Source organism: Rahnella sp. PCH160 (genome assembly GCF_047784855.1).
Taxonomy (GTDB): domain Bacteria; phylum Pseudomonadota; class Gammaproteobacteria; order Enterobacterales; family Enterobacteriaceae; genus Rahnella.
The window spans coordinates 458,884-484,725 of sequence record NZ_JBLOGT010000001.1 but is presented as its reverse complement, the minus strand read 5'-3'; the positions used below and the strand labels follow the sequence as shown (position 1 = coordinate 484,725).

Here is a 25,842-nt window from a genome sequence, read left to right as displayed (position 1 = left end):
AATATATGGACGAATCATAGGCAAATCCATTTCTTCTGGGTGATTCTGAGCGGTAGAATAGCGGCTGACTTAAAGGCATTAATGGAAAATATATGCGCATTCATATTCTTGGGATTTGCGGCACGTTTATGGGCGGGCTGGCGATGCTGGCACGAGCACAAGGGCATCAGGTAACCGGTTCGGACGACAACGTTTATCCACCGATGAGTACGCTGCTGGAAAACCAGGGGATCGACCTGATCCAGGGTTACGATCCTGCTCAGTTAGATCCTCAGCCGGATCTGGTGATTATTGGCAACGCGATGACGCGCGGGAATCCGTGCGTCGAAGCCGTGCTCGAACAGGGGATCCCGTATGTCTCCGGCCCACAGTGGCTGCACGATCACGTTCTGCCGGGGCGCTGGGTCATTGCCGTAGCGGGGACGCACGGTAAAACGACGACCGCCGGGATGGTGACATGGATCCTCGAAGCCTGTGGCTATGAGCCTGGCTATGTCATTGGCGGCGTGCCGGGTAATTTCGATGTTTCTGCACGTCTCGGAAACAGCCCGTTTATGGTGCTGGAAGCTGACGAGTACGACTGTGCGTTCTTTGATAAACGCTCTAAATTCGTTCACTACAGCCCACGCACACTGATCCTCAACAATCTCGAGTTCGATCACGCGGATATTTTTGATGATCTGAAAGCGATCCAGAAACAGTTCCACCATCTGGTGCGGTTGGTGCCGGGGAAAGGCAAAATTATCCTTCCTGAGCATGACACGCCGCTCAAGCAAGTGATGGCGATGGGCTGCTGGAGTGAACAGGAATTTGCCGGTGAAACGGAAAATTGTGCCTGGGATGCCAAAAAACTGACGCCGGATGCCAGCTCTTTCGACGTTTATCTGCATGGCGACGTGGTCGGGCAGGTGAACTGGAATCTGGTCGGTGAACACAATATGCATAACGCGCTGATGGCGATTGCCGCTGCGCGTCATGTTGGCGTGAAACCTGAAGATGCGTGTAAGGCGCTGGGTGATTTTATCAATGCCCGTCGTCGTCTTGAACTGCGTGGCGTGGAAAATGGCGTCAGCGTGTATGACGATTTTGCGCATCACCCGACGGCTATTCTGGCAACGCTCTCTGCATTACGCAGCAAAGTAGGCGGCACGGCACGCATTCTGGCGGTTCTTGAACCGCGCTCAAACACCATGAAAATGGGCATGAGCAAAAACGAGCTGGCGCCTTCTCTGGGCCGCGCCGATGAAGTCTTTCTGCTTCAGCCACAGCATATTCCGTGGCAGGTTGCGGAAGTGGCCGAGCGCTGCATTCAGCCTGCGCACTGGAGTGCGGACGTCGATTCACTGGCCGATATGGTGATCAAGGCGTCACTGCCGGGCGATCATATTCTGGTGATGAGTAACGGCGGTTTTGGTGGGATTCACGCGAAGTTGCTGACGGCGCTGGCTGCCAAAGCAGAAGCCGCTCAGCAAAAGTAAAACGGTAAGCGATAAACCGAAAGCACAGCGATGGCTGTGCTTTTTTTTGCCTGTTGTTTGTCAACGTGGCGATTTTCTGACAAAAAAAGGCCCTCAAAAAATTTGAGGGCCAAAGGGTGTCGTCGGACAGGACGACGAGGGTTACGTTAGCAAGAGAGCGGCAGTGGCAGTGTCTTCTCTCTTCCCAGCCTCAACAGCGCATTAATTTTCGCTGGTATGTGGCTGTTGAAACCCGGTAACGCTAATTCAAGTACTCAAACAGTGGCTTCATATCAGGGACTGACTCAGAAATCTTATTGGTAGATTTCTGCGGTGGCGTGATAAGCACCGTCGTTATGCGCTTCGATCACACGATAAGATTTAGCGCCCTTGTTGTCGGCTTTATCGGACAACTCCTGACGAATGTCTGTCGGGACGCCATTGACGCCGCTGACGCTGATAGTGCCCATAGGTTGAAGGTTTTCTGCCTGCTGATTAGAAACCAGCTGTGCGGCAGACGCACCGAAAGAAACAGCAGACAGCAGACTAAGGGCGGCAATAGTGGTCATGATTTTCATGATAATTTCCTAATTCCATAGACGTTGATGCAAAAAATGAGAGAGCAACGTCGGTTGAGATTTGGATTCATCAGTTCTGGAATATCGGCGTCCGGCAGCGCGGGAAGCGTGGGGGAACATTGATGTGGCAGAGACGAATCCGTCTTGATGCGCTTTGCGCGGGCCTGAATCATTCAGGCCCCTTCGCTTCATTTACCCAAACTTATTGGTAAATTTCTGCGGTAGCGTGGTAGTTACCTTCTTCACGCACTTCGATCACACGAAATGCTCTAGCGCCTTTGGCATCCGCTTTGTCAGACAGTGCCTGACGGATATCAGAAGGTGCGCCGGCAACGCCGCTTACGCTTATCATGCCGCGTGACTGGAGATTTGCGGCCTGATCCTGACTAACAGGTTGTGCTGCAAAAGCGCCAAATGAAAGGGCAGAGAGAATGCTTAATGTTGCGATTGTAGTTTTAACGTTCATGATTTTGACCTCGTCTATTTTATTATGTTTCCAACAACGGGTGCTTCACACCACGGAAATGAGTATACATCTAGTCACTCACAATATTAATAGTTTGCTAATAGTTATTTTGGTAGTGATGTGGGGGGTATTTGATTTTTTAATAACAAAAAGGAATAAAAATTGAGTATAAAACGATCTTTTTGTGTTAATTTTTCGTAAAATCAATAGATTGAGTGAATTTGACTATTCGTGCTTAATTTTGCAGTCAATCACACCCTGGAAATCTTTATGTGACGGGAATGTGGTTCGTGTGAATGGAATTAACAGAGGTAATGGCGTAAGGAGGATGTTTACAGCCTGCCGGGAAACGCTAAAGAGGGATAAGGGGAACAGGAGAAAAATTAAAACACTGAGGCCAGAAATTCTTTTCTTCTGACCTCATACACAGAATGGCAGCAGGAAATAGCGCAATATATCGCTGGACTAGAGTTCCTGCTCAAACAAACTGAGGATGGCGTCGTGGAGCTGTCTGACGCTGAAACCCCTTGCTGGCGTGGTGAAAATCGTGTCATCACCGGCAATGGTGCCCAGTATCCCTTCGGATTTACCCAGGGAATCGAGCAGGCGGGCGATCAACTGTGCCGCGCCCGGACTGGTGCGGATAACGACGACTGCGTCGTTGTGGTCTATATCCAATACCAAATTCTTCAGCGGGCTGGTAGTTGTCGGCACACCGATTTCGGCAGGAAGACAGTAAACCATCTCCATTTTCGCGTTGCGGGTTCGCACCGCACCGAATTTTGTCAGCATCCGTGAGACTTTAGACTGATTGATGTTTTCGAAACCGTCTTCCTGAAGTGCGACGACAATTTCGCCCTGAGAACTGAATTTCTCTTCCTTCAACAGTGCTTTGAAGGCTTTGATCAAATCTTCCTGTTTGGCAGGATTACGCATTTTGCACCCTGGTCTCTGTATCATCGTTTCGTTGATTATGCAGATATTTGCATTTTTATGCAACAGAAGGCAAGCAGGTAACCACCAAATTATGCATTCCGACAGGAATATCGGCGCCGGAAAATATAACTGGATGTCATGAATATGCTGAAATTGTGCATTGTAGTGAAGGAATGAGTCAGGATGTTGTTATACCCATGATCTCGATTCAGCTCTCACATTGAATTGAATTTAACCATTTTTTAACCTGGTGTGTTTTGTGGTGCTACTTTTAAGGTGAAGCTTTCCGATAAAAAGTCATAAAAGGCCGGAAAAAAGGCACGAAGAGGTGTTTTTTTACTTTCTTAACGACCAGGCTCAGTTTTCCAGCAGTTGAGCGATTGTTTTTAGCTGTATAAGTGATTATGGTCACACCCAAAATAATCCCACGATACTTATAAGTTAGTGATTAAAAAGGAGTATAGGATGAAAGTTGCAGTTCTAGGTGCAGCGGGCGGTATCGGTCAGGCCCTCGCACTTCTGCTCAAGACCCAGCTACCTTCCGGTTCTGAACTGTCATTATATGATATCGCGCCTGTTACTCCGGGTGTCGCCGTCGATCTGAGCCATATCCCTACAGCCGTCAAAATCAAAGGTTTTTGTGGCGAAGATGCAACACCAGCTCTGGAAGGTGCGGATATTGTTTTGATCTCAGCGGGCGTGGCGCGCAAACCGGGTATGGATCGCTCCGACCTCTTTAATGTTAACGCCGGCATTGTCCGTAATCTGATTCAGCAAGTTGCGACAACATGCCCGCAAGCGTTAATCGGCATTATCACCAACCCGGTCAACACCACGGTCGCCATTGCTGCCGAAGTGCTGAAAAATGCGGGCGTGTATGACAAAAATAAACTGTTCGGCGTGACGACACTCGATGCAATCCGGTCAAACACGTTTGTAGCTGAGCTTAAAGGTAAGCATCCTGAAGACATTGATGTGCCCGTGATTGGCGGACACTCTGGTGTGACAATCCTTCCTTTATTGTCTCAGGTGCCTGACGTGGAATTTAGTGACGATGAAATCGTTGCGATGACCAAACGCATTCAAAATGCGGGAACGGAAGTCGTCGAAGCCAAAGCAGGTGGCGGTTCTGCCACCTTGTCTATGGGTCAAGCGGCCGCACGCTTCGGGCTTTCTCTGGTTCGTGCCTTGCAAGGCGAAAGCAACGTGGTTGAATGCGCCTATGTAGAAGGTAACGGCGATTATGCCCGTTTCTTCGCACAGCCTGTTCTGTTGGGTAAAAAAGGGATCATTGAGCTCATTGATATTGGCAAGCTCAGCGCTTTTGAACAGCAATCACTGGATTCCATGCTGGATATCCTGCGTAAAGATATCGAACTGGGTGAACAGTTTATCAATCACTGATGAGCCGCATGTGAAGCCGCTGGGATTTCCGGCGGCTTTCTTCACATCATTTATTCTCATTCGGAATGCGGCACCGGCGCTCAATGATCTTAAAGGTGGTGGCATCGAAGTAGCGGCTTGGCCAGATAATGGAAGGGTGGATGCCCAGCGCGCTGGCGATGAGTAACTCTCCTTTTGGCCAGGGTCTGGAAAGGGCATTAGAAAGCGTTGAAGAGCTCAATCCGGCGGAGCGTGAGACTGCCGCCAATGTCGTCCCTTTTTTTCTCAGTGCTGCGATAATATCAGCCTGATGCCAGTCTTCATTCCTTGTCATCATAGTGTTTTCCTTATTTTTAAATCACTTTTATAAGACTATTTTTTGAAAACATATTTTCAATGATTGTTTAGTCGTTTCCCATTCAATCTCATCAATGTTTCCTAAAAATATTTTCTGCTCTGATTAAGAAAATACATTCTTATTAAAATTAAAACAAACAAGTAAATTCAGTTTGCTTTTTTTCATTTCTATCTGTTTTTGTCGTATATTTTGAATTCATTTAATACGAATGCGTTATTGAAGTGTTGATGTTTTGAACGTATCTATAGATCTCAGTGATTTGAGGGCGAGATATAACGATCTGCACTAATAGATTGCAGAGGTAATACGGGACGATTGTGGCGAAATAGTCATTTTACTCATTGTTTTATAATGATTTAAATCCTTGCTTAATTGGCCGGATAGGAATCTGATTACATAACTTTCTAAAAAATACTTTTATGGGCGATATTCTGTTGTTGATAAACATAATTCATGGAAACAATGTTCTTCAACAGTAGACTCATTCCGAAAAATTGAATATCTTCTTTCTGTTAAATAGGCGTTTTCCTAAATGGTCTGTTTTAATATCTTCTCTAAAATGGGCTTACGGTGAAAAGGGAAAACATCCGCATAATTCTCATGGATTTATAACAGCAACCTTTCTTATTGGATTATATGAGAAAGACAAGGATCGTTATGAAAAAAGAGTGGTTTGCAGCAAAGGAACTGACCGGGAAAGATGGCCTTCCTACATCAACACAAGGCGTGCATGGGATGGCTCGCAGATTATGCTGGATTAAACGGCGACGACGTGGTGTCCAGGGGCGGGCGGTGGAATATCACATAGACAGCCTGCCGGGTAACACCGCCGCCAGTCTGGCAATGAATGAACATTCTGCTGAATATGTTTACACGTCACATCAGGATCCACTGGCGATCTGGATCGAAAGTTATAAGCAACTCAAGGAGCCTGAGCGCGAAACGATCATCTCTTTTATCGTGAGGGAAGGGGTATCGGAAATACTAAACAGGCTGCGTAAGTCTGACGATTCCTAGATTTGCTAAAACTGACGCGCCTGTAAAAGACAGGCACGTCAGGAAAACATCAGAAATCGCGTTTTACGGCCAGATGCGCTAAACCTTCCAGCGCTGAGCGATATTCGGATTCAGGAAGAGCCTGAAGTGCCTGAATCGCTTTATCAGCCTCTTCTTCGGCGCGCTGGCGTGTATAAGCCAGAGAGCCCCACTGGTGCATAGCGGCCAAAACGGGCTCGAGCAAGTGACGCCCGTTGCCTTCTTCGATAGCTTTGCGGATCATCGCCGACTGTTCGGCATCGCCGTGTTGCATCGCATGAAGAAGCGGCAGCGTCGGTTTACCTTCATCCAGGTCGTCACCGGTATTCTTGCCCAGCGTTTCACCGTCTGCGTCATAATCCAGTAAATCGTCAATCAGCTGGAATGCGGTGCCCAAATAGCGCCCATAATCTTGCAACGCTTTAATTTGCTCACTGCTTCCGCCAGCCAGCATGGCAGAAGATTGTGAGGCGGCTTCGAACAGACGGGCGGTTTTACTGTAAATGACCTGCATGTAGCTTTCTTCGGTGATGTCCGGATCATTACAGTTGATGAGCTGCTGCACTTCACCTTCTGCAATCACGTTCACCGCTTTTGCCATCAGGGCCAGAACAGGCATTGATTCCAGATCCGTCATCATCTGGAAAGCACGGGTATAGATAAAATCTCCGACCAGCACGCTTGCCGCGTTACCAAACGCTGCGTTAGCAGTGGCTTTTCCACGGCGCATATCGGACTCATCAACCACGTCATCATGCAGTAATGTGGCGGTATGAATAAACTCAATCAGAGCGGCGACTTTTATGTGTTTATCGCCGTCGTAAGATAGTGCTTTGGCTGCGAGTACTGCTATCATCGGGCGGATACGTTTGCCGCCGCCACTGATGATGTAATATCCCAGCTGATTGATGAGAGAAACCTCTGAATTCAACTGCTCAAGGATGGATGCGTTAACCGCAGCCATGTCATCCTGGGTAAGATCGATAATCTGTTCTAGGTTCATTGTGTTTTTTCGGCTGTTTTTCTCTTCGCCGCAATGAGGTCTGGCTCACATTGGCACATGGCGCTAACTGTAATGGGGATTGTACTTGAAAAACAGTGTAGATAAATGATATCGAAAGAACTGCGCTTTTTTTCTTCTTTTGTCGTCATTGTGCTCTTGTCTTATGCTGATTTTTTGCGTAGAATTCGCGCCCTATTGTGAATATTTATAGCGCCCTCTGGACTATACAAAGTTGAGTGCGCGGAAAGCGGAGTTTTATATGTACGCGGTTTTCCAAAGTGGTGGTAAACAACACCGTGTCAGCGAAGGGCAGACTATTCGCCTTGAGAAGCTGGACGTTGCAACTGGCGAAGCTATCGAGTTCGATCAGGTTCTGATGATTGCAAACGGTGAAGAAATTAACATCGGCCTGCCATTAGTTGCTGGCGGTGTAATCAAAGCTGAAGTCGTTGCTCACGGTCGTGGCGAAAAGGTCAAAATCGTTAAGTTTCGTCGTCGTAAACACTATCGTAAGCAGCAGGGCCACCGTCAGTGGTTCACTGACGTTAAAATCACCGGCATCAGCGCTTAAGATTAGGAGAGCGGAACAATGGCACACAAAAAGGCTGGCGGCTCCACACGTAACGGTCGCGATTCAGAAGCTAAACGTCTGGGCGTAAAACGCTTTGGCGGCGAAGCAGTACTGGCAGGCAGCATCATCGTTCGTCAGCGCGGCACCAAATTCCACGCGGGTATTAACGTGGGTTGCGGCAAGGACCACACTCTGTTTGCTTTGGCTGACGGTAAAGTCAAGTTCGAAGTTAAAGGCCCGAAAAACCGTAAGTACATCAGCATCGAAGCTGAATAAGTTTTTCGCGTCTTAGTAAATAGATGTAAGCCCCGCAATTCGTTGCGGGGCTTTTTACATTCTGGTTAGCCCATTCTGGCGGGATATGGACACGAAATCACAGGCATCTGTTGGTATCCTGTTGGCACTGATTACTGCCGTGAGTTGGGGTTCTTTACCCATCGCCATGAAGCAGGTGCTGGTGGTAATGGATCCTTTTACTGTGGTTTGGTATCGGTTTTCTCTGGCAGCAATTGTGCTGGGGTGCATTCTGGCCGTTAAGCGCAGATTGCCGCCCAGAACGATTTTTAATCGCCCACGCTGGCTGGTTATAGTGTTGATCGCCACGTGCGGATTGCTGGGGAATTTCGTTCTTTTTAGTTCTTCCCTGCAGTTCCTTAGCCCGACAGCCTCGCAGGTTATCGGCCAGCTTTCGCCGGTCGGTATGATGCTGGCAAGTATAATCATCCTGAAAGAAAGGATGCGCATCACGCAGGTCATTGGGGCCAGTATGCTGATTTTCGGGCTGGTATTATTCTTCAATACCAGCTTGATAGAAATTTTTACCCGCCTTACGGATTACACTTTGGGTGTGATCTTTGGTGTCGGGGCAGCCTCGGTTTGGGTGATTTATGGTGTGGCACAGAAAGTATTGCTGCGCCAACTCGCCTCACCGCAGATCCTGTTTTTTCTGTACACTTTATGTTCTATCGCATTGCTCCCGCTGGCCAGCCCGGCGGTGCTTTCACAGCTCAGCGGCTGGCAGTTTGCCTGTCTGTTGTTTTGCGGCGCGAATACCTTAGTAGGATATGGCGCCTTAGCGGAAGCGATGGCGAGATGGCAGGCGGCCCAGGTCAGTGCAATTGTGACGCTGACTCCGCTGTTTACCCTGCTATTTTCAGATTTACTGGCACTTGCCTGGCCTGACTTTTTTGCTGCACCCGTGCTCAATTTTATTGGTTATATCGGGGCAATTGTGGTGGTGGCGGGGGCAATGTTTTCCGCAGTTGGCCATCGCTGGTGGCCACGTCGGACAGAGCAAAACCCGGTAGCTAAACACTAGCTGCCCGGTGAATGATTTACGGAGACGGTACAAATGAAGTTTGTTGATGAAGCCACGATTCTGGTTGTGGCCGGTGATGGCGGTAACGGGTGCGTCAGCTTCCGTCGCGAAAAATATATCCCTCGTGGCGGCCCTGACGGCGGCGACGGCGGTGATGGTGGCGATGTTTACCTGCTTGCAGATGAAAACCTCAATACGTTGATCGATTTCCGCTTCGTGAAATCTTATCGCGCGGAGCGCGGGACTAACGGTCAAAGCAGCGACTGTACGGGTAAACGCGGTAAAGATATCACCATTAAAGTGCCTGTCGGGACACGCGTTCTGGATCAGAGCACGGGTGAAGTGCTGGCCGATATGACCCAAAATGGTCAGATTAATATGGTCGCTAAAGGCGGTTTCCACGGTCTGGGTAACACCCGTTTCAAATCTTCCGTGAACCGCTCACCGCGCCAGAAAACCATGGGTACCAAAGGTGAAGAGCGTGATATCGCTCTTGAGCTGATGCTGTTAGCCGACGTGGGGATGCTGGGCCTGCCAAATGCGGGTAAATCCACATTTATCCGTTCAGTGTCTGCGGCAAAACCGAAAGTGGCTGACTATCCGTTCACCACTTTGGTTCCGAGCCTGGGTGTTGTCCGTATGGATCACGAACAAAGTTTCGTGGTTGCCGACATTCCGGGTTTGATCGAGGGCGCTTCTGAAGGTGCCGGTCTCGGTATCCGCTTCCTTAAGCACCTTGAGCGTTGCCGCGTTCTGTTGCACCTGATTGATATTGCGCCAATCGACGAATCTGATCCGATCGAAAATGCTAAAGTTATTATTAACGAACTGAAGCAATACAACGCGAAGTTGGCTGAAAAACCACGCTGGTTAGTGTTCAACAAAGTTGATCTGATCGAAAAAGAAGAAGCTGAGACGCGTGCTAAAGCGATAGCTGAAGCTTTAGGTTGGGAAGGGAATTACTACCTGATTTCCGCGGCAAATCGTGAAGGCGTTAATGCGCTGTGCTGGGATGTGATGAAATTCATCAATGAAAATCCTAAGCACATGGCCGTTGAAGCGGCTGTGCCAGAGAAAGTTGAATTCATGTGGGATGATTATCACCGTGAACAACTGGCTGAAGTGGAATCTGAAGCAGACGACGACTGGGATGATGACTGGGATGAAGATGACGACGAAGGCGTCGAAATCATTTACGAACGTTAATCCCCCGTCCTGACGTTGTGATTAAAGCGAAAAGGCTGCCTGTTCAGGGCAGTCTTTTTTAATATGTTCTCCTCAGAGAATAGGACGTGTTAATGAGGTTTGTAGGGCCACATCCGGTAACCAGCATTGCGCGCTAAGTCCTTTAGCCGCAGAGCGATTACGAAGCGCCAGGGTTCCACCGTGTAAATTCGCAATACGTATTACAATATTTAAACCTAACCCGCTGCCACCATAGCGCTGATCGCCTCGTTTGAAGGCTTGTGTCAGTTCGCTGGCTTTGGCTTCATCAATACCCGGACCTTCGTCGTTAATCTGTATCAGAAAACCGTTGTTCTGAGGTTCAATCGCGATGGTGATTTCACTGTTCTCCGGCCCGTACCGGTAGGCGTTTTCCACCAGATTTCGCACCATAAGCCGGAGCAGTACCGCATCTCCCTGAATTTCCGCACGAACCGGCGTCTGCACGATCAGTTTTTGCTGACGATCGGTAAGCATTTCACTCAGTTCTTCCCTGAGAGGCCCGACGACGTTATTCACCAGATCGACCTGCTGATATTCGCCTTTTGCAAAATTCTGCCCCGCACGCGAAAGCATCAGCAACTGCTCGATGGTATGCATCAACAGATCGATGCGGTTTATCAGCGTATCGCTGCCATCAACGCCATTCTTTTGCATAATTTCAAGGTGCAACCGCACGCCAGCCAGCGGCGTTCTCAGTTCATGTGCGGCATCGGCGGTGAACAGGCGTTCCTGCTGAATGGTGTTGGAAAGTCGTGAAAACAACTGATTGAGCGTGTTGGTGACTGCCACGATTTCCCGAATTTCACTGTTCAATGGCAGCGGTGTCAGGTTATCAGCGGAGCGGGTTTCCAGGCGTTTTTGCAACTGATTGAGCGGGCTGATAATCCAGCTGATGGCCCAGAAAGATAACACCAGCGTAATCGTCATCATCAGCAAAGAGGGCGCAATCAGTGACGCGATAGCTTCTGCTATCTCTTTCTCTACATGAGCATTGCGGACTTTTGCGGAAAGTGTGTCATTGACCAGCAGATTTATCTGCTCCTGGCTTTCATGCCAAAGCCAGAAAACGCTGGTGAGCTGAGTGACGAAGAGGATCAGCGCCAGCATAACCAGCAGGCGGCGGCGCATACTGGTCATGGTAAAACTTCCAGACGATATCCAATGCCGCGAACTGTCCGGATGAGTTCTTTGCCCAACTTGCGTCGCAAATTGTGTACATGGACTTCCAGCGTATTAGAGCCCAAATCATCCTGCCAGGTGTAGAGATCTTGCTGAAGCAATTCGCGATTGACGGTCTGCCCGGCGCGCATCATCAGGCGGGATAAAATGGCGAATTCTTTGGGGGTGACTTCCACGGGGGAATCGCCCAGATATGCCTGTTGCGACGAAAGATTAATGGTGAGATTCCCGACAGAAATCTGGTTGTCGCTCTGCCCCTGATAGCGGCGGATGAGCGCACGGACGCGGGCCTGCAATTCAACCAGCGCGAAAGGTTTGATCAGATAGTCGTCTGCACCGGCATCCAGACCATCAACGCGGTCTTCCAGAGCATCGCGCGCAGTGAGGATAAGCACGGGGAGGGAAATGCTTTGACGTCGCCACTGACGCAGCAGCGTTGCGCCATCTTTATCAGGCAATCCCAAATCCAGGATCACCAGACTGTACTGGCTGGTTTGAATCAGACTGTGCGCTTCGGCGGCTGTAGAAGCGCAGTCGCAAACATAATTATCACTGGTGAGTGCCAGAGATAATCCCTGCCGTAAAAGTTCATCATCTTCAACTATCAGCAGTTTCATCGTCTGGCACTACTCCGTGGTTAATTATTTTGGTAGATGTCCCTGTAGAGACGGCTCTCAAAGCGTACCAACGGGGCACGACGTGTTCGCTGATCTTCAGGGGGAACCGCGTAACCGGAGAGGAACTGGACAAATGCCATGCGCTGTCCGCTTGCCGTGGTGATAAAGCCCGCCAGGTTATAAACGCCAGCCAGTGAGCCGGTTTTCGCCGACACCTTGCCATCTACGCCCGCTTCATGGAGACCGCCGCGATATTGCAAGGTTCCGTCATGGCCCGCCAATGGCAGCATTGAAATAAAGTCTAACTCTTTATCGTGCTGAGCGATGTATTGCAGGACCTGCATCATGGTGGCCGGCGAGAGTAAGTCATGGCGGGAAAGGCCGGAGCCATCAACCTGAATCGAGTTGCCCAAATCCACGCCGGCTTTTTGACGCAGAATCTGACGAACCGCGTCGGAGCCCGCGCGCCAGGTTCCCGGAACGCCAAAGCGTTGATGACCAATGGTGCGGAAGACAGTATCGGCGATCATGTTGTCGGATTTTTTCAGCATCTGATGCAGCAAATCATGCAACGGAACTGACTGGGTTTGGGCAAGCACCGTGCCGGCAGGCGTCTGCTGAGTCTGGCGTTTTAACGTGCCATCAATCTGAATATCGGCTTGCAGCAACTCGTCTTTGAGAATGGCGCCCGCATAGCTGGCGCCATCCTGAATCGCGAAGGCCAGAGGTAACGGCTCACTGCGCTGAGTCAGACAGCCTGTCAGCGTGTAACGGTTAAACTCGCCCGGTACCACATCCAGCTCGCAGTACTGTGCATCTGGCGAACCTTTAGCCAGGGTGCGAACTTCACTGAACATGTGAACAGGATAATAAGATGCCACGCGGATAAAGGCATTTTCGTCCGGTTTTGGGGCACTGTAGAGGGATACGGAGAAACAGTTTCTGTCGACAATCGCGGCAGCCGGCGGTGCGCTGAAGCACTGAGTGATGTCGTTCCATGGCCAGCCGGGCGCTTTATCGTGGCTGGCAAACACCGAAGTGTTAATAACCACATCGCCACTGATTTCTTTGATGCCCTGTTTTTTTAACACCGCGACCATATTCCGAATATTCTGACGTTTTAGCGTCGGATCGCCGGAAAAACGAGCAACCAGATCACCTTTCAGAACGCCGTCAGTAACGGAACCCGGAGTTTCAAGTGTGGTGGTGAAGCGGAAATCGGGGCCCAGTTGCAACAAAGCCGCCAGCGCCGTCAGAATCTTCATCGTACTGGCAGGCAGTGCCATCTGCGAACCGTGGTAATCAAGCACGGGAGCGGGCGCACCGATTTTCTGTACCAGTACAGCCAGATTCGTGCCATCCGGCAGATATTCTGTGTAATTCTCGATCTGGGCCGCATTTGTATTCAGAACAAACGCGCATGCTAATCCACTGACAATTCGTAAAAAACGCATTATTTTGAGTAAAGGCTCTGGGTAACGGCAGGATAAAGTGGTGCCATACTACGATGCTACGAACCAAGGCGCAACGTGGCTGAAAGTAAACGATGATCCTCAGTGAACTCTACGTTAAAATACGAATCATAATGCAAAATGAATCTTGGCCTGGTGGTAACCCCGGGTGAGGTTTTTTTTGTTTTTCGCCAGAGAGAGTCGGTCACAAGAGCTGGCTTAATTTCTTACCTGATTTAATCAGGACGGTGTTTACCGAAAGGACAAAGTTAGAGGTAATAATATATGAAACCGATTCCGATGACGTTGCGTGGCGCAGAAAGATTACGTGAAGAGCTTGATCATCTGAAGGGCGTCCGTCGCCCGAAAATCATTGCAGATATCGCGACTGCGCGTGAGCACGGTGATTTGAAAGAGAATGCTGAGTACCACGCAGCCCGTGAGCAGCAGGGTTTTTGCGAAGGTCGTATCCAGGAAATCGAAGCCAAGCTTTCAAATGCTCAGGTTATTGATGTCACAAAAATGCCAGTAACAGGTCGTGTCATTTTTGGCGCTACAGTAAAAGTACTGAACCTGGATACTGAAGAAGAGCAGACCTATCGCATTGTGGGTGATGACGAAGCTGATTTTAAGCAGAATCTGATTTCTGTGAACTCTCCGATTGCACGCGGTTTGATTGGTAAAGAACAGGATGATGTGGTTGTTATCAAAACGCCTGGCGGTGATGTAGAGTTTGAAGTCCTGAAGGTTGAGTATCTCTAAAATCTGCATTAAAAAGGGCGAAACGTGTTGTTTCGCCCTGTAAATTTCACATTCATGCAGTGAATTGCTTCACAGTAAATTGAAAACTAAAGTAAAAAGGCCACCTAAGGCCTTTCCCTGAACGTGATTTCGTGGCACCTTTCCGAAAATCTAAAGCGCTTTTCGTTAAACCTTAACGGATTAACGCGGTAAGATAATTTTGCGGTCTTCGGTAGAAGGGCGATAAAGTACCAGCATATTGCCGATGACTTGCACATTACACGCCTTGGTTTCACGCACGATTGCGTCTACGATCAGGGTCTTCGTTTCGCGTTCTTCTGCCGCGACTTTTACCTTGATCAGCTCGTGATGCTGCAGCGCCTGTTCAATTTCGGCCAGCACGCCTTCAGTCAGGCCGTTGTTACCCAGCATGACAACCGGTTTTAGTGGATGTGCCAGACCTTTCAGGTACTGTTTTTGTTTATTGTTAAGATTCATCGTCTTTTTTGCTTAAGTTGGGATTGAAAACGGGTCATTCTACCGCCATCTCATGTATATCACCAACCCGGACTGCTCCGGGAAGTGAATTATACTGACTTAGCCATAGACGTCATGATGCTAACAGCTTGTTCCAAAAGCTCTAACACAGGGTGGTTGGAAAACTATATGGTTACTAAATAATGTCTATTAAAAAGCGTTCTGCAAGTTCCACCCGCTGGCTGCAGGAACACTTTAGCGATAAATATGTGATTCAGGCTCAGAAAAAAGGTCTGCGTTCCCGCGCCTGGTTTAAGCTTGATGAAATACAGCAAAGCGATAAGCTGTTTAAACCTGGGATGACGATTGTGGATTTAGGCGCAGCTCCCGGTGGATGGTCACAGTTTGCCGCAACACTGATAGGTAGCAAAGGGCGCATCATTGCTCTTGACCTTTTACCTATGGATCCTATTGTTGGAGTCGATTTCCTTCAGGGGGATTTTCGTGATGAATTAGTTCTCAAAGCGCTGCTTGAACGCGTGGGAGAAAACAAAGTTCAGGTGGTCATGTCCGATATGGCCCCGAATATGAGCGGTACTCCGGCAGTCGATATTCCAAAATCGATGTATCTGGTTGAATTAGCACTGGATATGTGTCGGGATGTATTAGCACCAGGCGGAAGTTTCCTGGTGAAGGTGTTTCAGGGAGATGGCTTTGATGAATACCTGCGGGAAATTCGCTCCCTGTTTACGAAGGTGAAGATTCGTAAGCCAGACGCTTCCCGAGCACGTTCGCGAGAAGTGTACATCGTAGCGACAGGGCGGAAACTGTAGTTCCCTAACGCTGTTTGTTAACACAGTTGTAATATGAGGTTAATCCCTTGAGTGACATGGCGAAGAACCTGATCCTCTGGTTAGTCATCGCAGTTGTATTGATGTCTGTATTTCAGAGTTTTGGGCCCAGCGAGTCGAATGGCAGTAAGGTGGATTACACGACCTTTACTACCGAAGTGGCCCAAGACCAGGTTCGTGAAGTACGTATCAACGGACGTGCGATTGATGTAATCAAAAAAGACAGCAGCAAGTACACCACTTATATCCCAGTAAATGACCCTAAATTACTGGATACGCTGCTGAGCAAAAACGTGAAAGTTGTTGGCGAACCGCCTGAACAGCAGAGTTTCCTCGCAACTATCTTTATTTCATGGTTCCCGATGCTGCTTCTGATTGGCGTCTGGATATTCTTTATGCGACAAATGCAGGGTGGCGGTGGTAAAGGCGCAATGTCCTTTGGCAAAAGCAAAGCCCGCATGTTGACGGAAGACCAAATCAAAACCACATTCGCGGATGTTGCAGGTTGCGACGAAGCGAAGGAAGAAGTGAGCGAACTGGTAGATTACCTGCGCGAGCCAAGCCGTTTCCAGAAATTGGGCGGTAAAATTCCTAAAGGCGTTCTGATGGTCGGCCCTCCGGGTACCGGTAAAACCTTACTGGCTAAAGCCATTGCAGGGGAAGCAAAAGTTCCGTTCTTTACTATTTCCGGTTCTGACTTCGTCGAAATGTTCGTGGGTGTGGGTGCATCTCGTGTGCGTGACATGTTCGAACAGGCGAAGAAAGCCGCTCCATGTATCATCTTCATCGATGAAATTGACGCCGTTGGCCGTCAGCGTGGTGCAGGTTTAGGCGGTGGTCACGATGAACGTGAACAAACGCTGAACCAGATGTTGGTTGAGATGGATGGCTTCGAAGGTAACGAAGGTATCATTGTTATTGCCGCGACTAACCGTCCGGACGTTCTTGACCCGGCATTGCTGCGTCCAGGTCGTTTCGACCGTCAGGTTGTGGTTGGTCTGCCAGACGTTCGTGGCCGTGAACAGATTCTGAAAGTTCACATGCGTCGCGTTCCTTTAGCGACCGATGTTGAACCTTCTGTTATTGCCCGTGGTACACCTGGTTTCTCCGGTGCGGATCTGGCAAACCTGGTCAATGAAGCCGCGCTGTTCTCCGCGCGTGGTAATAAACGCGTCGTGTCTATGGTTGAGTTTGAAAAAGCCAAAGACAAAATCATGATGGGTGCGGAGCGTCGCTCCATGGTGATGACAGAATCGCAGAAAGAATCGACCGCGTATCATGAAGCTGGCCACGCCATCATTGGCCGTCTGGTTCCTGAACACGATCCTGTGCATAAAGTGACGATTATTCCTCGCGGACGTGCATTGGGTGTCACCTTCTTCCTGCCGGTAGGCGATGCTATCAGTGCAAGCCGTCAGAAACTTGAAAGCCAGATTTCTACCCTTTACGGTGGTCGTCTTGCGGAAGAAATCATCTACGGTGTGGAGAAAGTATCTACCGGTGCTTCTAACGACATCAAAGTTGCAACGTCGATTGCCCGTAACATGGTTACCCAGTGGGGCTTCTCAGAGAAATTAGGTCCGTTGCTGTATGCGGAAGAAGAAGGCGAAGTCTTCCTCGGCCGTTCAGTCGCGAAAGCTAAGCATATGTCTGATGAAACTGCCCGTATCATCGATCAGGAAGTGAAGTCACTGGTTGAACGTAACTATGCGCGTGCACGTACTTTGCTGATGGAAAACATGGATATCCTTCATTCAATGAAAGATGCCCTGATGAAATATGAAACCATCGATGCACCACAAATTGACGACCTGATGAACCGTACAGAAGTTCGCCCGCCAGCGGGCTGGGACGATGTAAATGGTAAAAACGGTAGCGACAATTCTAACGATGGTGGTGCGCCAAAAGCGCCAACGCCAGTTGACGAACCTCGTACGCCAAATCCTGGCAACACGATGTTTGAGCAATTCAGCGGCAAATAAGGCGCTGGTTAGAAAATAATGCACAACTCTCAACCCCGGGCTTGCCCGGGGTTTTTTATGCGTGCATTCTTTCCCCCGGAATTTAGATACTGCTATTACTGATTGACCAGAAGGGACCTGACTTATGCACCTCACAGCCAGAGAGTCGACGCTGGACCTCACTTTTCCCCAGGTCATGGGGATCCTGAATGTTACCCCTGATTCCTTTTCGGACGGCGGACGCCATAACACGCTCGAACTTGCTATCAGACATGCTCAGATGATGGTGGATGCCGGTGCTACTCTGCTCGATATTGGCGGTGAATCAACACGTCCTGGCGCTGCAGAAGTCAGTGAAGACGAAGAACTGGCCCGTGTGGTGCCGGTGGTGGAGGCGATTGCCCGGCGTTTTGATGTCTGGATCTCTGTGGACACCTCAAAGGCCTCGGTGATCCGCGAATCTGCGAATGCGGGTATGCATCTGATTAACGATATTCGCTCGTTACAGGAGCCTGAAGCACTGGCGGCTGCGGCGCAAACCGGTTTGCCGGTCTGTCTGATGCATATGCAGGGTGATCCAAAAACGATGCAGCATGCTCCGCATTACGGCGATGTCGTTGCGGAAGTTGAACGGTATCTTGTCGGGCAAATTGCGCGTTGTGTGAACGCCGGCATTCCTGAAAATAAATTGTTACTCGACCCTGGCTTCGGTTTCGGTAAAAATCTGGAACACAACTACCAGATGCTCGCCAGACTGTCAGAGTTCCATCACCTGGGGTTGCCCCTTCTGGTGGGTATGTCGCGCAAATCCATGGTGGGACAGCTGCTGCATGTGTCTCCTGAAAAGCGGGTTATCGGAAGTGTTGCCTGTGCCGTCATCGCGGCCATGCAAGGCGCTCAGATAATCCGTGTACATGATGTCAAAGAAACCGTTGAAGCGATGCGTATCGTCGAAGCGACACTTTCTGCAAGGGATAAAAAATAATTATGAGCAACCGTAAATACTTTGGGACAGATGGCATCCGCGGGAAAGTTGGTGACAGCCCGATTACACCTGATTTTGTTCTGAAGCTGGGCTGGGCTGCCGGTAAAGTGCTCGCACGACATGGTTCTCGCAAAGTCATTATCGGCAAGGACACCCGCATTTCTGGTTATATGCTGGAATCTGCACTGGAAGCCGGGCTGGCTGCTGCCGGGCTTTCTGCTTCTTTCACCGGGCCGATGCCAACGCCTGCCGTTGCTTACCTCACCAGAACATTCAGGGCTGAAGCGGGGATCGTTATTTCTGCGTCGCATAACCCGTACTACGACAACGGGATCAAGTTCTTCACCATCGACGGGACAAAGCTGCCGGATGACGTGGAAGAAGCGATTGAAGCCGAACTTGAAAAACCGCTGACCTGCGTAGAGTCCGCCGAACTGGGCAAAGCCAGCCGCATTGTGGACGCCGCGGGCCGTTACATTGAGTTCTGCAAAGGCACATTCCCAAGCGAACTGAGCCTGAATAGCCTGAAAATTGTGGTCGACTGTGCCAATGGCGCCACCTACCACATCGCGCCGAGTGTGCTGCGTGAACTGGGCGCTAAAGTGATCGCGATCGGCTGCGAGCCGGACGGCATGAACATCAATGAAGAATGCGGCGCGACAGATGTCCGTCAGTTGCAAAAACGTGTTCTGGCAGAGAAAGCCGATCTCGGTCTGGCATTTGATGGCGACGGTGACCGTTTGATCATGGTCGACCACGAAGGCAATAAGGTTGATGGCGACCAGATCCTCTACATTATCGCACGTGAAGGTTTGCGCCAGGGGCAGCTGAAAGGCGGTGCCGTGGGCACACTGATGAGCAACATGGGGTTGGAGTTGGCACTCAAACAGCTGGGCATTCCTTTCACGCGCGCTAAGGTCGGTGACCGTTACGTGCTGGAAAAAATGCAGGAGAAAGGCTGGCGTATTGGGGCAGAAAACTCAGGCCATATTATCCTGTTGGACAAAACAACCACGGGTGACGGCATCGTGGCAGGTTTGCAAGTGCTCACAGCGATGGTACGTAACCATATGAGCCTTCACGATCTTTGCAGTGGTATGAAATTGCTGCCGCAGATTTTGGTGAATGTCCGCTTTGCCGGTGAACACGATCCGCTTGAATCTGACGATGTCAAAAAAGTGACTGCCGAAGTTGAAAAAGAACTGGGTGGCCGTGGCCGGGTACTGTTGCGTAAGTCAGGTACTGAACCGTTGCTGCGCGTTATGGTAGAAGGCGAAGATGCGGCGCTGGTTGAAAAGCTGGCGAACCGTATCGCTGATACCGTAAAAGCAGTGAAACCGTAAGCTGATAAAAAACAGTAAATTTTCATCTTTTACGCCGCCATTTTTTATCTTGGGGGCGGCGTAAAATGAATCACTTTGGTTGTTTTGATGGATATTTGACGCTTTTTTCCGCAAACGAACAGTCTGATGAAAATTGCCCTTGCACGGTAATACGGCTTTGGTTAGTATTCACACCCGCTTCAGTGGGTCCTTGAGTGACCTGCTAAATTGGTGAGAAGCAATTGGCATGCGGTGAACCCGCGAGGATACAGGTACTACTATGTACGACGCTCTTCTGGTGATTTTCCTTATCGTAGCAATCGGCCTTGTGGCCTTGGTTATGCTGCAACAGGGTAAAGGCGCTGATATGGGAGCCTCTTTCGGAGCAGGTGCTTCTGGCACATTGTTCGGTTCGAGTGGTTCCGGTAACTTCATGACCCGCATGACAGGCATTTTGGCAGCACTGTTCTTTATCATTAGTCTGATTCTCGGGAACATGAGCACCAATAAAGGCCAAAAAGGTAGTGAGTGGGAAAACTTAAGTCAGCCAGCGAAAACTGAGCAGACAACTGCACCGGCCGCTCCAGCAGCGCCTAACAGTGACGTTCCTCACTAAGCAGTAAACTTCTTATCAAAAGAAGCAGAGTTTTAAACAGTGGCTTGTGCTTGGACAGTATAAGCGATTGTGAAAAAAAGAGTGCCGAGGTGGTGGAATTGGTAGACACGCTACCTTGAGGTGGTAGTGCCCGAATGGGCTTACGGGTTCAAGTCCCGTCCTCGGTACCAATCTTTATGATAACTTGCTTTTTAGCGGTTATCGGCGTAGTATTTGCCACGTTTTCGGACGCGGGGTGGAGCAGCCTGGTAGCTCGTCGGGCTCATAACCCGAAGGTCGTCGGTTCAAATCCGGCCCCCGCAACCACTTTCCCTAAGTGTTTATTTCAAATAGACTTTCAGTATCTTCCTGTGATGTTCTGCAGTTCCAATTTGAAAGCTTCAATTTGAAAATAATACTTTGCGAAAGTTGCACCGAAGCCGCCTGTGCGGCAAATAGGGTCCAGTTGCATAAAGCCCCGATTTATCGGGGTTTTTTGTTATTTGGCAACAGAATCACTGGGCTATTTAGCCCTTTTTTTATGTCTTGGGGGTGGGCTTGTCCACATTAGAACAAAAATTAACAGAGCTGATTTCAGCACCAGTCGAGGCACTTGGCTTTGAGCTGGTGGGCATCGAGTTCGTTCGGGCTCGCCAATCGACGTTGCGCATCTATATTGATAGTGACGCCGGGATCAATGTTGATGATTGTGCTGATGTCAGCCACCAGGTGAGCGCTGTGCTGGACGTAGAAGATCCAGTCACCGTCGCCTATAACCTGGAAGTTTCCTCTCCAGGCCTTGATCGTCCTATGTTCACCGCTGAACATTATCAACGTTTCCTCGGTGACGAAGTCAGCATTGTCCTGCGAATGGCTGTGCAGAACCGTCGCAAATGGCAGGGCATTATCAAAGCTGTCGAAGGCGAAATGATCACGGTGACAGTGGAAGGGAAAGATGAAGTGTTCGCACTGAGCAACATCCAGAAAGCGAACCTGGTACCCCACTTTTGAAGAGTTTGGAAGAGGCAACTAGGATGAACAAAGAGATTCTGGCTGTTGTAGAAGCAGTTTCTAATGAAAAATCCCTCCCGCGCGAGAAGATTTTTGAAGCGCTGGAAATTGCATTATCAACAGCGACCAAGAAAAAATACGAACAGGAAATCGAAGTCCGCGTCAGCATTGACCGCAAAACCGGTGACTTTGATACCTTCCGTCGTTGGGTTGCAGTCCACGAAGTGACTCAGCCAACCCGCGAGATCACTCTCGAGGCTGCACAATACGAAGATCCGTCTATTGAACTTGGCGGATACCTCGAAGACCAAATTGAGTCGGTCACTTTCGACCGCATCACCACGCAGACTGCTAAACAAGTTATCGTACAAAAAGTACGTGAAGCAGAACGTGCGATGGTGGTTGAGCAATTCCGCGAACAGCAGGGCGAGATCGTCACTGGTGTCGTTAAAAAAGTTAACCGCGACAGCATCGCACTGGATTTAGGCAGCAACGCTGAAGCCGTTATCCTGCGTGAAGACATGCTTCCGCGTGAAAACTTCCGCTCTGGCGACCGTATTCGTGGCGTGCTGTATGATGTTCGCCCGGAAGCGCGTGGTGCTCAGCTGTTCGTCAGCCGTTCACGTAACGAAATGCTGATCGAACTGTTCCGCATCGAAGTACCAGAAATCGGCGAAGAGCTGATTGAGATTAAAGCGGCAGCCCGTGATCCGGGTTCCCGTGCAAAAATCGCGGTGAAAACTAACGATAAACGTATCGACCCGGTAGGTGCCTGTGTCGGTATGCGTGGCGCACGCGTTCAGGCCGTATCCAGTGAACTGGGCGGTGAACGCATTGATATCATCCTTTGGGATGACAATCCTGCGCAATTCGTGATCAACGCTATGGCGCCGGCAGACGTCGCCTCCATCGTTGTTGATGAAGATAAATGCACCATGGATATCGCCGTTGAAGCCAGCAACCTGGCACAGGCGATCGGCCGTAATGGTCAGAACGTGCGTTTGGCCTCCCAATTGTTGAAACAGCATCGTAGTGATGACAAGTGGGAACTGAACGTGATGACAGCAGACGACCTGCAAGCCAAACATCAGGCTGAGGCACACGCTGCGATTGCTACCTTCACGAAATACCTGGCCATTGATGAAGATTTTGCCACGGTCCTGGTAGAAGAAGGTTTCTCTACGCTTGAAGAACTGGCTTACGTACCAGCCAAAGAACTGCTTGAAATCGACGGCCTGGATGAAGACACCGTGGACGCGCTGCGCGAACGTGCAAAAGAAGCGCTGACCACCATTGCTTTAGCCCAGGAAGAAAGTCTCGGTGATAAAAAGCCTGCTGATGATCTGCTGAACCTGGCGGGTCTGGAACGTAGCATGGCATTTAAACTGGCTGCCCTAGGGGTTTGTACGCTGGAAGATCTTGCCGAGCAGGGTGTCGACGATCTGGCTGATATTGAGGGTCTTACTGACGAGCGGGCTGGTGAACTTATCATGGCTGCGCGCAATATCTGCTGGTTTGGCGACAACGCGTAATAAACTGTAGCAGGAAGGAACAGCATGACAGATGTAACTGTAAAATCGCTGGCGGCAGAGATTCAGACCCCGGTAGATCGCCTGGTACAGCAATTTGCTGATGCAGGGATCTCGAAGTCCGAAGCTGACTCTGTGACCCAGCAAGAAAAAGAAACATTGTTGGCGCATCTGAATGGTGGAAACGCCGGTGCGACAAACAAACTGACGTTACAACGCAAAACGCGTAGTACACTGAATATTCCGAGCACCGGCGGGAAGAGTAAATCGGTGCAAATCGAGGTCCGCAAGAAACGCACTTATGTTAAACGTGATATGACCGAGGCAGAAATTGCCCAGGCCGAAGCGGAAGAGCAGGCGAAGCGTGACGCGGAAGAACAGGCACAGCGTGTAGCAGCAGAGCAAGCCCAGCGCGAAGCTCAGGAAAAAGCCAAACGCGCCGCCGAAGAGCAAGCTAAACGTGAGGCCGCTGATAAAGCTAAACGTGATGCAGCGGAAAAAGATAAAGTGACGAATCAACATACCGACGAAGTAACCAAACCAGCTCAGGCAGAGAAAGCACGCCGTGAAGCTGAAGCCGCAGAGCTGAAACGCAAAACGGAAGAAGAAGCCCAGCGTAAGCTTGAAGAAAACGCCAAGCGCATTGCAGAAGAAGCCCGTAAAATGGCCGATTCTGGTGTCTGGACTGAAACTGTCGCACCCAGCGAATCAGAATCTGCTGACTATCATGTCACCACTTCTACCCATGCCCGTGCGGCTGAAGACGAGAACGACGCCAAAGTTGAAGGCGAACGTCGCAGTCGTACCCGCGGTGGTAAAGCGACCAAGCAGAAGAAAGGCAATAAACTGTCTGAATCTAAAGCTGATCGCGAAGAAGCGCGTGCCGTTGGCCGTAATGGTAAAGGCAAACGTAAGCCAAGCACGCTGCAACAGAGCTTCAACAAGCCCGTTGCTGCAGTGAACCGTGACGTTGTAGTGGGTGAAACCATTACCGTTGCCGAACTGGCAAACAAAATGGCAGTTAAAGGTTCTCAGGTCATCAAAACGATGATGAAACTGGGCGCCATGGCCACCATCAACCAGGTTATCGATCAGGAAACTGCTCAGCTGGTTGCGGAAGAAATGGGCCACAAAGTTATCCTGCGTCGTGAAAACGAACTGGAAGAAGCGCTGATGAGCGACCGTGATACGGGCGCATCCGCTGCCGCTGAGCCACGCGCTCCGGTAGTGACCATCATGGGTCACGTTGACCACGGTAAAACTTCCCTGCTTGACTACATTCGCTCAACGAAAGTTGCTGCGGGCGAAGCTGGTGGTATTACTCAGCACATCGGTGCTTATCACGTTGAAACTGAAAACGGCATGATCACCTTCCTGGATACTCCGGGACACGCCGCATTTACATCAATGCGTGCTCGTGGTGCTAAGGCAACGGACATCGTGGTTCTGGTTGTTTCTGCAGATGATGGCGTGATGCCACAAACGATTGAAGCTGTTCAGCATGCGAAAGCCGCTGGTGTGCCAATCGTTGTTGCGGTCAACAAAATTGATAAGCCAGACTCTGATCCGGATCGCGTTCGTACTGAACTTTCTCAGTATGGCGTTATGCCAGAAGAGTGGGGCGGTGAGTCTCAGTTCATCCATGTATCGGCGAAAGTCGGTACGGGTATCGACGACCTGCTGCAAGCTATCTTGCTGCAAGCTGAAGTTCTCGAACTTAAAGCCGTTCGTACCGGTATGGCGAGTGGTGTTGTGATCGAATCCTTCCTGGATAAAGGTCGCGGCCCGGTAGCAACCGTTCTGGTTCAGGAAGGTACGCTGAACAAAGGCGATATCATTCTGTGTGGCTTCGAATACGGCCGCGTTCGTGCAATGCGTGATGAGATGGGCCGTGACATTCTGTCTGCGGGTCCATCTATCCCGGTGGAAGTGTTGGGTCTGTCCAGCGTTCCTGCTGCGGGTGATGAAGTCACTGTTGTACGTGATGAGAAAAAAGCCCGTGAAGTTGCGCTTTACCGTCAGGGTAAATTCCGCGAAGTTAAACTGGCTCGTCAGCAGAAATCTAAACTGGAAAACATGTTTGCGAACATGACAGAAGGTGAAGTTTCTGAACTGAACATCGTTCTGAAATCTGACGTACAGGGTTCTTGCGAAGCGATTTCTGATGCCTTGCAAAGCTTGTCTACCGACGAAGTGAAAGTGAAAATCGTGGGTATGGGCGTTGGTGGTATCACCGAAACTGATGCAACGCTTGCAGCCGCTTCCCGTGCGATCATCCTGGGCTTCAACGTCCGTGCAGATGCTTCTGCTCGCCGTGTTGTTGAAAGCGAAAGCCTGGATCTGCGTTACTATTCCGTTATCTATAACCTGATTGACGAAGTTAAACAGGCAATGAGCGGTATGTTGGCGCCAGAATATAAACAGCAAATCATCGGCCTGGCTGAAGTTCGTGACGTGTTCAAGTCACCTAAATTCGGCGCAATTGCAGGTTGTATGGTTACTGAGGGTATGATCAAGCGTAACAACCCAATCCGTGTACTGCGTGATAACGTGGTGATCTACGAAGGCGAACTGGAATCCCTGCGTCGCTTCAAAGATGACGTTGCTGAAGTTCGTAACGGCATGGAATGTGGTATCGGCGTTAAGAACTATAACGATGTGCGTGCTGGCGATGTGATCGAAGTCTTCGAAATCATCGAAATCAAACGTACTATCGCTTAACGTTTGCGAAGTAGCTGATATCCAGATGGGGGGCCTTGCGCCCCCTTATTCGTCTGGATCAAGTGAGGAA

25 protein-coding genes and 2 tRNA genes are annotated in these 25,842 nt (G+C 49.8%); 18 read left to right on the top strand and 9 right to left on the bottom strand.

Translation table 11 applies throughout. The features are described 5' to 3' along the window. Window positions 1–92: 92 nt before the first annotated feature. Window positions 93–1,478, top strand: coding sequence for a UDP-N-acetylmuramate:L-alanyl-gamma-D-glutamyl-meso-diaminopimelate ligase (mpl, locus tag ACM5QY_RS02180; RefSeq protein WP_416119044.1), 1,386 nt, complete (start codon window positions 93–95; stop codon window positions 1,476–1,478). Window positions 1,479–1,771: 293 nt separating this feature from the next. Here the strand turns inward: mpl and yhcN (ACM5QY_RS02175) are convergent, their stop codons facing one another. From yhcN (ACM5QY_RS02175) to argR, 3 genes are all read right to left on the bottom strand, one after another. Then, window positions 1,772–2,035, bottom strand: a complete 264-nt coding sequence (gene yhcN / locus ACM5QY_RS02175; protein ID WP_416119043.1) for a peroxide/acid stress response protein YhcN — start codon at window positions 2,033–2,035, stop codon at window positions 1,772–1,774. A gap of 202 nt (window positions 2,036–2,237) precedes the next feature. Further along, the gene (gene yhcN / locus ACM5QY_RS02170) at window positions 2,238–2,501 is read right to left on the bottom strand and encodes a peroxide/acid stress response protein YhcN (protein WP_416119042.1); all 264 of its coding nucleotides are present in this window, start codon (window positions 2,499–2,501) and stop codon (window positions 2,238–2,240) included. 465 nt (window positions 2,502–2,966) lie between these two features. Further along, window positions 2,967–3,437: a transcriptional regulator ArgR gene (argR, locus tag ACM5QY_RS02165; protein WP_104923506.1), complete on the bottom strand. Its 471-nt coding sequence runs from the start codon at window positions 3,435–3,437 to the stop codon at window positions 2,967–2,969. A gap of 465 nt (window positions 3,438–3,902) precedes the next feature. Here argR and mdh point away from each other — a divergent pair, with 465 nt between their 5' ends. Continuing rightward, window positions 3,903–4,841 carry a malate dehydrogenase gene (gene mdh, locus ACM5QY_RS02160; protein WP_416119041.1) on the top strand — a complete coding sequence of 313 codons (939 nt, stop codon included), beginning with the start codon at window positions 3,903–3,905 and terminating at the stop codon, window positions 4,839–4,841. A 46-nt stretch (window positions 4,842–4,887) separates the two neighbouring features. On the opposite strand, the gene ACM5QY_RS02155 is transcribed toward mdh, so the two are convergent. Next, window positions 4,888–5,157 (bottom strand): helix-turn-helix domain-containing protein, encoded by a 270-nt coding sequence (locus ACM5QY_RS02155; RefSeq protein ID WP_416119040.1) that lies wholly within the window; start codon window positions 5,155–5,157, stop codon window positions 4,888–4,890. A 678-nt stretch (window positions 5,158–5,835) separates the two neighbouring features. On the opposite strand from ACM5QY_RS02155, the gene ACM5QY_RS02150 reads away from it, so the two are divergent. Continuing rightward, complete coding sequence (locus tag ACM5QY_RS02150) at window positions 5,836–6,195, top strand: DNA-binding protein (RefSeq protein WP_416119039.1); 360 nt, start codon at window positions 5,836–5,838, stop codon at window positions 6,193–6,195. Window positions 6,196–6,244: 49 nt separating this feature from the next. On the opposite strand, the gene ispB is transcribed toward ACM5QY_RS02150, so the two are convergent. Then, window positions 6,245–7,216 (bottom strand): octaprenyl diphosphate synthase, encoded by a 972-nt coding sequence (ispB, locus tag ACM5QY_RS02145; RefSeq protein WP_416119038.1) that lies wholly within the window; start codon window positions 7,214–7,216, stop codon window positions 6,245–6,247. 259 nt (window positions 7,217–7,475) lie between these two features. On the opposite strand from ispB, the gene rplU reads away from it, so the two are divergent. The 4 genes from rplU (at window position 7,476) to cgtA (ending at window position 10,311) form a co-directional block, all read left to right on the top strand. Then, window positions 7,476–7,787, top strand: a complete 312-nt coding sequence (rplU, locus tag ACM5QY_RS02140) for a 50S ribosomal protein L21 (protein ID WP_013573804.1) — start codon at window positions 7,476–7,478, stop codon at window positions 7,785–7,787. Between the two features lie 18 nt (window positions 7,788–7,805). Beyond that, window positions 7,806–8,063, top strand: a complete 258-nt coding sequence (gene rpmA, locus ACM5QY_RS02135; RefSeq protein WP_013573805.1) for a 50S ribosomal protein L27 — start codon at window positions 7,806–7,808, stop codon at window positions 8,061–8,063. A gap of 85 nt (window positions 8,064–8,148) precedes the next feature. Beyond that, complete coding sequence (locus tag ACM5QY_RS02130) at window positions 8,149–9,105, top strand: DMT family transporter (RefSeq protein WP_416119037.1); 957 nt, start codon at window positions 8,149–8,151, stop codon at window positions 9,103–9,105. Window positions 9,106–9,138: 33 nt separating this feature from the next. Further along, window positions 9,139–10,311, top strand: a complete 1,173-nt coding sequence (gene cgtA, locus ACM5QY_RS02125) for an Obg family GTPase CgtA (protein ID WP_416119036.1) — start codon at window positions 9,139–9,141, stop codon at window positions 10,309–10,311. A 72-nt stretch (window positions 10,312–10,383) separates the two neighbouring features. Here the strand turns inward: cgtA and pmrB are convergent, their stop codons facing one another. The 3 genes from pmrB to dacB are packed head-to-tail and all read right to left on the bottom strand — an operon-like array spanning window position 10,384 to window position 13,582. Then, complete coding sequence (pmrB, locus tag ACM5QY_RS02120; protein WP_416119035.1) at window positions 10,384–11,469, bottom strand: two-component system sensor histidine kinase PmrB; 1,086 nt, start codon at window positions 11,467–11,469, stop codon at window positions 10,384–10,386. Further along, entirely contained in the window at window positions 11,466–12,128 is a 663-nt protein-coding gene (gene pmrA / locus ACM5QY_RS02115) for a two-component system response regulator PmrA (protein WP_416119034.1), read from the bottom strand. The genes pmrB and pmrA overlap by 4 nt, the downstream gene beginning before the upstream one ends. Before the next feature lie 20 nt (window positions 12,129–12,148). Then, the gene (gene dacB, locus ACM5QY_RS02110; RefSeq protein WP_416119033.1) at window positions 12,149–13,582 is read right to left on the bottom strand and encodes a serine-type D-Ala-D-Ala carboxypeptidase; all 1,434 of its coding nucleotides are present in this window, start codon (window positions 13,580–13,582) and stop codon (window positions 12,149–12,151) included. A 282-nt stretch (window positions 13,583–13,864) separates the two neighbouring features. Here dacB and greA point away from each other — a divergent pair, with 282 nt between their 5' ends. Continuing rightward, window positions 13,865–14,341 (top strand): transcription elongation factor GreA, encoded by a 477-nt coding sequence (gene greA, locus ACM5QY_RS02105; RefSeq protein WP_416119032.1) that lies wholly within the window; start codon window positions 13,865–13,867, stop codon window positions 14,339–14,341. A 180-nt stretch (window positions 14,342–14,521) separates the two neighbouring features. Here greA and yhbY read toward each other — a convergent pair whose 3' ends face one another. After that, the gene (yhbY, locus tag ACM5QY_RS02100; protein ID WP_095923662.1) at window positions 14,522–14,818 is read right to left on the bottom strand and encodes a ribosome assembly RNA-binding protein YhbY; all 297 of its coding nucleotides are present in this window, start codon (window positions 14,816–14,818) and stop codon (window positions 14,522–14,524) included. Between the two features lie 182 nt (window positions 14,819–15,000). Here yhbY and rlmE point away from each other — a divergent pair, with 182 nt between their 5' ends. The 10 genes from rlmE (at window position 15,001) to infB (ending at window position 25,772) form a co-directional block, all read left to right on the top strand. After that, window positions 15,001–15,630 carry a 23S rRNA (uridine(2552)-2'-O)-methyltransferase RlmE gene (gene rlmE, locus ACM5QY_RS02095; RefSeq protein ID WP_104923494.1) on the top strand — a complete coding sequence of 210 codons (630 nt, stop codon included), beginning with the start codon at window positions 15,001–15,003 and terminating at the stop codon, window positions 15,628–15,630. A 56-nt stretch (window positions 15,631–15,686) separates the two neighbouring features. After that, complete coding sequence (gene ftsH, locus ACM5QY_RS02090; RefSeq protein ID WP_416122802.1) at window positions 15,687–17,630, top strand: ATP-dependent zinc metalloprotease FtsH; 1,944 nt, start codon at window positions 15,687–15,689, stop codon at window positions 17,628–17,630. A 124-nt stretch (window positions 17,631–17,754) separates the two neighbouring features. Continuing rightward, window positions 17,755–18,594 carry a dihydropteroate synthase gene (gene folP, locus ACM5QY_RS02085; protein ID WP_416119031.1) on the top strand — a complete coding sequence of 280 codons (840 nt, stop codon included), beginning with the start codon at window positions 17,755–17,757 and terminating at the stop codon, window positions 18,592–18,594. A 2-nt stretch (window positions 18,595–18,596) separates the two neighbouring features. After that, on the top strand, window positions 18,597–19,937 hold the full coding sequence (gene glmM / locus ACM5QY_RS02080; RefSeq protein WP_416119030.1) for a phosphoglucosamine mutase: 1,341 nt from the start codon (window positions 18,597–18,599) through the stop codon (window positions 19,935–19,937). 259 nt (window positions 19,938–20,196) lie between these two features. Beyond that, a complete protein-coding gene (secG, locus tag ACM5QY_RS02075) occupies window positions 20,197–20,532 on the top strand; it encodes a preprotein translocase subunit SecG (protein WP_014333700.1) in 336 nt (111 codons plus the stop codon). Between the two features lie 83 nt (window positions 20,533–20,615). Then, a tRNA-Leu gene (locus ACM5QY_RS02070) sits at window positions 20,616–20,702 on the top strand. A gap of 59 nt (window positions 20,703–20,761) precedes the next feature. Then, a tRNA-Met gene (locus ACM5QY_RS02065) sits at window positions 20,762–20,838 on the top strand. 231 nt (window positions 20,839–21,069) lie between these two features. Continuing rightward, window positions 21,070–21,522: a ribosome maturation factor RimP gene (gene rimP / locus ACM5QY_RS02060; RefSeq protein WP_157825410.1), complete on the top strand. Its 453-nt coding sequence runs from the start codon at window positions 21,070–21,072 to the stop codon at window positions 21,520–21,522. 23 nt (window positions 21,523–21,545) lie between these two features. Further along, window positions 21,546–23,054 carry a transcription termination factor NusA gene (gene nusA, locus ACM5QY_RS02055; protein ID WP_416119029.1) on the top strand — a complete coding sequence of 503 codons (1,509 nt, stop codon included), beginning with the start codon at window positions 21,546–21,548 and terminating at the stop codon, window positions 23,052–23,054. Between the two features lie 24 nt (window positions 23,055–23,078). Next, on the top strand, window positions 23,079–25,772 hold the full coding sequence (gene infB / locus ACM5QY_RS02050; protein WP_416119028.1) for a translation initiation factor IF-2: 2,694 nt from the start codon (window positions 23,079–23,081) through the stop codon (window positions 25,770–25,772). The last annotated feature ends 70 nt before the right edge of the window (window positions 25,773–25,842 follow it).

Excerpts from the sequence above, each read along its gene's own strand:
- greA (WP_416119032.1), top strand. The coding sequence starts at position 13,865 with ATGAAACCGATTCCGATGACGTTGCGTGGCGCAGAAAGATTACGTGAA.
- pmrB (WP_416119035.1), bottom strand. The coding sequence starts at position 11,469 with ATGACCAGTATGCGCCGCCGCCTGCTGGTTATGCTGGCGCTGATCCTC.
- mdh (WP_416119041.1), top strand. The coding sequence starts at position 3,903 with ATGAAAGTTGCAGTTCTAGGTGCAGCGGGCGGTATCGGTCAGGCCCTC.
- mpl (WP_416119044.1), top strand. The coding sequence starts at position 93 with ATGCGCATTCATATTCTTGGGATTTGCGGCACGTTTATGGGCGGGCTG.
- cgtA (WP_416119036.1), top strand. The coding sequence starts at position 9,139 with ATGAAGTTTGTTGATGAAGCCACGATTCTGGTTGTGGCCGGTGATGGC.
- nusA (WP_416119029.1), top strand. The coding sequence starts at position 21,546 with ATGAACAAAGAGATTCTGGCTGTTGTAGAAGCAGTTTCTAATGAAAAA.
- pmrA (WP_416119034.1), bottom strand. The coding sequence starts at position 12,128 with ATGAAACTGCTGATAGTTGAAGATGATGAACTTTTACGGCAGGGATTA.
- glmM (WP_416119030.1), top strand. The coding sequence starts at position 18,597 with ATGAGCAACCGTAAATACTTTGGGACAGATGGCATCCGCGGGAAAGTT.
- ACM5QY_RS02155 (WP_416119040.1), bottom strand. The coding sequence starts at position 5,157 with ATGATGACAAGGAATGAAGACTGGCATCAGGCTGATATTATCGCAGCA.
- rplU (WP_013573804.1), top strand. The coding sequence starts at position 7,476 with ATGTACGCGGTTTTCCAAAGTGGTGGTAAACAACACCGTGTCAGCGAA.
- rlmE (WP_104923494.1), top strand. The coding sequence starts at position 15,001 with ATGTCTATTAAAAAGCGTTCTGCAAGTTCCACCCGCTGGCTGCAGGAA.
- folP (WP_416119031.1), top strand. The coding sequence starts at position 17,755 with ATGCACCTCACAGCCAGAGAGTCGACGCTGGACCTCACTTTTCCCCAG.
- argR (WP_104923506.1), bottom strand. The coding sequence starts at position 3,437 with ATGCGTAATCCTGCCAAACAGGAAGATTTGATCAAAGCCTTCAAAGCA.
- yhcN (WP_416119043.1), bottom strand. The coding sequence starts at position 2,035 with ATGAAAATCATGACCACTATTGCCGCCCTTAGTCTGCTGTCTGCTGTT.
- infB (WP_416119028.1), top strand. The coding sequence starts at position 23,079 with ATGACAGATGTAACTGTAAAATCGCTGGCGGCAGAGATTCAGACCCCG.
- yhbY (WP_095923662.1), bottom strand. The coding sequence starts at position 14,818 with ATGAATCTTAACAATAAACAAAAACAGTACCTGAAAGGTCTGGCACAT.
- ACM5QY_RS02150 (WP_416119039.1), top strand. The coding sequence starts at position 5,836 with ATGAAAAAAGAGTGGTTTGCAGCAAAGGAACTGACCGGGAAAGATGGC.
- yhcN (WP_416119042.1), bottom strand. The coding sequence starts at position 2,501 with ATGAACGTTAAAACTACAATCGCAACATTAAGCATTCTCTCTGCCCTT.
- secG (WP_014333700.1), top strand. The coding sequence starts at position 20,197 with ATGTACGACGCTCTTCTGGTGATTTTCCTTATCGTAGCAATCGGCCTT.
- dacB (WP_416119033.1), bottom strand. The coding sequence starts at position 13,582 with ATGCGTTTTTTACGAATTGTCAGTGGATTAGCATGCGCGTTTGTTCTG.
- ftsH (WP_416122802.1), top strand. The coding sequence starts at position 15,687 with ATGGCGAAGAACCTGATCCTCTGGTTAGTCATCGCAGTTGTATTGATG.
- ispB (WP_416119038.1), bottom strand. The coding sequence starts at position 7,216 with ATGAACCTAGAACAGATTATCGATCTTACCCAGGATGACATGGCTGCG.
- ACM5QY_RS02130 (WP_416119037.1), top strand. The coding sequence starts at position 8,149 with ATGGACACGAAATCACAGGCATCTGTTGGTATCCTGTTGGCACTGATT.
- rpmA (WP_013573805.1), top strand. The coding sequence starts at position 7,806 with ATGGCACACAAAAAGGCTGGCGGCTCCACACGTAACGGTCGCGATTCA.